The organism is Chryseobacterium gwangjuense, assembly GCF_021311115.1.
In the GTDB taxonomy this organism is placed as follows: Bacteria; Bacteroidota; Bacteroidia; order Flavobacteriales; family Weeksellaceae; genus Chryseobacterium; species Chryseobacterium gwangjuense.
Genome location: NZ_JAJTNP010000011.1, coordinates 1 through 4,109, shown reverse-complemented (window position 1 = coordinate 4,109; position 4,109 = coordinate 1). Strand labels below are relative to the sequence as shown.

General features: G+C 38.6%; 2 protein-coding genes. Both read right to left on the bottom strand.

Annotated features, from left to right (window positions below; all coding sequences use genetic code 11):
• The coding region (locus LV842_RS16040; protein WP_233112437.1) for a GEVED domain-containing protein at positions 1 to 3,284 on the bottom strand (3,284 nt) is incomplete at its 3' end.
• A 452-nt stretch (positions 3,285 to 3,736) separates the two neighbouring features.
• Positions 3,737 to 4,109, bottom strand: a 373-nt coding sequence (locus LV842_RS16035; RefSeq protein ID WP_233112436.1) for a T9SS type A sorting domain-containing protein, incomplete at its 5' end; no start/stop codon positions are given.

Genomic DNA, 4,109 nt, shown 5'->3' with positions numbered 1-4,109 from the left:
CTCCACTGCATCTGATAGGTTGCACTTACTGCCAATGGTGACCAGTTCACCACTGCTGAAGTTGAGGTAATATTCGTAAAGGTTACATTCGGTGGAGTTGGGTCACATTTTGTCGTAAATTCAGTATGTGAAAAGTTCCCAACATTGATTGTGTTACAAACCGCTGCTACTTCTACTTCATATAATGTTGCAGGAATTAATCCTGAAAGAGGAATATTTTGATTAGGACTCGTAACCGCCGTTATATCCTGACCCGCTGCTGAAGGCAACCACCCTCCTGTAGAACCTACAGGACGATATCTTAATTTATAAGAAGCTCCTCCAATATCCTGCGGCCAGACAACCTGAGCAGAATTGTGAGTAATAGTAGTTACTGTTACCGGAGATGGTGTTGATGTACTACATACTCTTAATATAATATTATCTACGGCCGCTGGCGGTTGTGTTCCTGTAGCCGAATTATTCACCCATTCAAATACCAGACGCATCACTGTTCCAGCAAAATTGGTAAGATTCAAATTTGCATTAGAATATGATTGCCAAGTTCCGTTTTGATTGTACTGCCCTATCTGAACTCTTCCAGTACCTGTTGTAATTTGAGTTCCCGGTGTTGGCAAATAGGTTGAAGGAACCAACCATACTCTTAAATAATCAACTGTAGTCTGTCCCTCTGCTTTCCAGTCAAAAGAAAATGTCGCCAGAGATGTTCCTGCAGGAATCTTAATATCTCTATACGCTTGTACTATGCTTGTTGATGTAATTGTATAAGCATTCGTAGTTCCGTTATCGTTAGAAATATAAATAGATTTTCCTGTATTTCCTGTCGCAGAACCATGAGCCCATTTATTAGTTTGTGTTCCATTCAACAATCCAAAATCATTCGCTGTTTCAAAATTCTGAAGATAAGGAAGAGCAGCTGGAATCTGCGTAGTCATAAAGCTTGGTCCTTCTGCCCAATAGCTATTATCCGTAGGAGAACACACTGCTCTTACCCACCAGTAATAAGTCGTATTAGGAAGTAATGTAGGGTTTAAATCTACCGAGTTAGTTATTGAGGTTCCCGTAGGAGCTGCTCCAAAAGCCGGAGGTGTAGGTGAGGTAGAAATATAATATACATACCCTCCTGCTGGAGCTGGTGTTGGAGCCGTCCAACTGATAATAGCCCCTGTTCCTTCTATTGAACCAACCGACATCCCTGTAGGTGGTAAACATGAAGGCGGCGCTTCCACTTTTAAACTATAATCGACATAATTACCATATGGAGCTGCTCCACAAGAAGTAATAGCTCCAGAACCCGATACTGCAAACCTTACTCGGTAAGTTCCATAAGCTAGTGCTGCTGGTACATTAATAATTGTTGAAACTGCTGTATTAACAGTGGTGGTAGTTGCAAGAATAGTTTCTCCCGCATCATTGAAATCCAAATCGTTATTCCAATCTACCCATACATAATGACGGTAATAAGATGTATTTGCACCTTTTAATGTCACGTTAATTGCACTGCCTGGTGAAGTATTGATTACAGTCAGTGAATTATCAACATATGCCGTGTATGCCGATGCTGTATAATTTATATTCGTCCATCCTCCGGTTGTAGATGCTTGAGCTAGATAATATAGCGTTGTACTCGTACCAGCAGAAGGCAAACAGTACGCTGTATATACGGTAACAGGCCCTCCCCATGGGCTTGCATTTGTTGAGCTACATCTTGCTCTTACCCATATATAATAAGTGGTATTTGCTGCTAAACCGGGTACGGTAGCAGTTGTTCCTGTTATCCCTGTAATCTGAGGTACCGTTCCTGGCCCAGGAGCAATATTAGTGGTATTATAATATATTTCATACCCTAAAGGAGCAGATGTAGAAGCTGTCCATCCAATATTTGCGGACGATGTAGAAGTAGCGTTCAAAACGACCGCCGTAGGAGGCATACAAGTTGGCGGAGCAACAACTTCTAAATTATAATCTACATAGTTCCCATAGGGGGCTGGTCCGCAAGGAGCAATAGCAGCTGACCCAGATGCTGCAAATCTTACCCGATAATTTCCATAGGGCTGTGCCGCCGGCACATTAATAACTGTTGAAACACTTGCGTTAACTGATGTCGTTGTAGCAAGAATAGTTTCTCCTGCATCATTAAAATCCATATCATTATTCCAATCTATCCATACGTAATAACGATAATATGAGGTATTTGCTCCTTTTAAAGTTACATCAATAGCACTTCCCGGTGAAGCGCTAATGGTTGTAGAGGTATTATCAACATATGCTGTATATGATGAGGCAATATAATTCAAATTCGTCCATCCTCCTGTTGTTGCAATTTGAGATAAATAAGACGTTGTCGAGCTGGTACCTGCTGAAGGCAAACAATATGCAGTATAGATCACTAGCGGGCCAATCCAAATACTTTGGCTCGTTCCGCTACATTTTGATCTCACCCATGCATAATAAGTCGTATTCGCTGTCAATGGAGAAAGCGTCGCCGAAGTTCCCGTAGTCACCGTTTGTGAAGGTGTAGTAGTGGAAGTCGGCATCGCCGTAGATGTCGTATAATACACATCATACCCTCCCGCAGGAGCCGTTGTAGGAGCTGTCCAGCTAATTCCAGCACTCGTAGATGTCAATGTAGACAAAGTTAATCCAGATATGGACGGTGGTATACATGCTGGAGCCGCCCCAAAAGTCAACCTGATATTAGGTCTACTCGAAGAAACATATCCATTAGTTGCTTGCGGTGCATTATTACCATAATAATACATATGCTGAGTCGATGCAGTAGTATAAGCAATTTTGCTTCCTGTACTGCTTGTCGATCCACCAGAAGCGCCTCCAAAGTTCGTTTCAACCAGAACCTCTAAGTTATCTGTACCATTATAATAATATGGATTTTGCAAAGTAATGGTATTCCAACCTATCGGCAAATTACTTACCGTTCCATCATATACCAATACAGAGCCCATTTTTTCCGTAGTCCAAGGTAGTGCTGTTAGTGTTGTCGTTGCACTTGGTACAGATTTTAAATAAATCTTTATTGGAAGATTAAAGCTCATTGCAGCTGTACAGTTCCAAGCGACAGATTGAATACTCCCTCCTGCCGGTAAGCCAATTTCCGTAGCAGTATAAAGTGATGTCGACATTTCATAGGCATAATAAGACCCTAAAGGCTGCCTTTGGGTATTCGTTCCTGTACCGATTGTAATTGTTTGTGCTCGAGCAAACAGTCCAAAGACTAGACAAAACAATACAACCAAGTTCCTCAGGAATCTTTTGGTTTTAATCATTTTCATATTTTTTTAAATTTAATAGTGATAATCGTGTAAAAAGACAGGTATAACTTTTCGTGAAAGTAGTTATACGGATAAAAAATAGTTTTCATTTCATATTTATAATTTTAACAATTTCACAAATTTAAATATATTTTTTAATTAAAAACCATTCAAATAACTTTGTTTGCTTATCAAAACAACATAAAAACAACAATTACACTGAAAATTTTAAAAAATATTTTCTATAAAAAACTTATATAAATTTATATCCGAACAAAAAAACTCCCTTATTAATGAATAATAAAATAAAGAATAGTTTTTTTGAAGAAAAATTTCTTTTCCTTATAAATCTGTATTTTATTTAACAAAAATCAATAAAAAAATAAGCTCTCATTTCTGAGAGCTTATCCTGTTTTTAAGATTAAACGGTTAAGTCTAATCCGTTCTATTTAAAAAATAATCAATTATTATTCTTTGATAAACTTCTTCTGTACTGAAGTTGAGCCATCCTCAATATCAATCATATATACTCCGTTGATTAGTGAACGTACATCAACCTTGTTGTTTAAGATGATTCCCTTAGTTACCAACTGACCCGCTGCATTGTAAATCTTGTAATTAGCTCGCTTGCTGATATTCGTTACATTCAATACAGTGCTTACCGGATTAGGGTAAATTAAGATATCTGACTGATTCAATACATTGACAGCAGCTTTCTTAGTGATTCTTACTGTGTAATCTTCCACTTCTCCTTTATCGAAGTTGGTACAGTTCACAGGAAGTCCTCCTTTCATTAAAGCTACTCTCATCACTACATACATATAGTCTACATTGCTTACA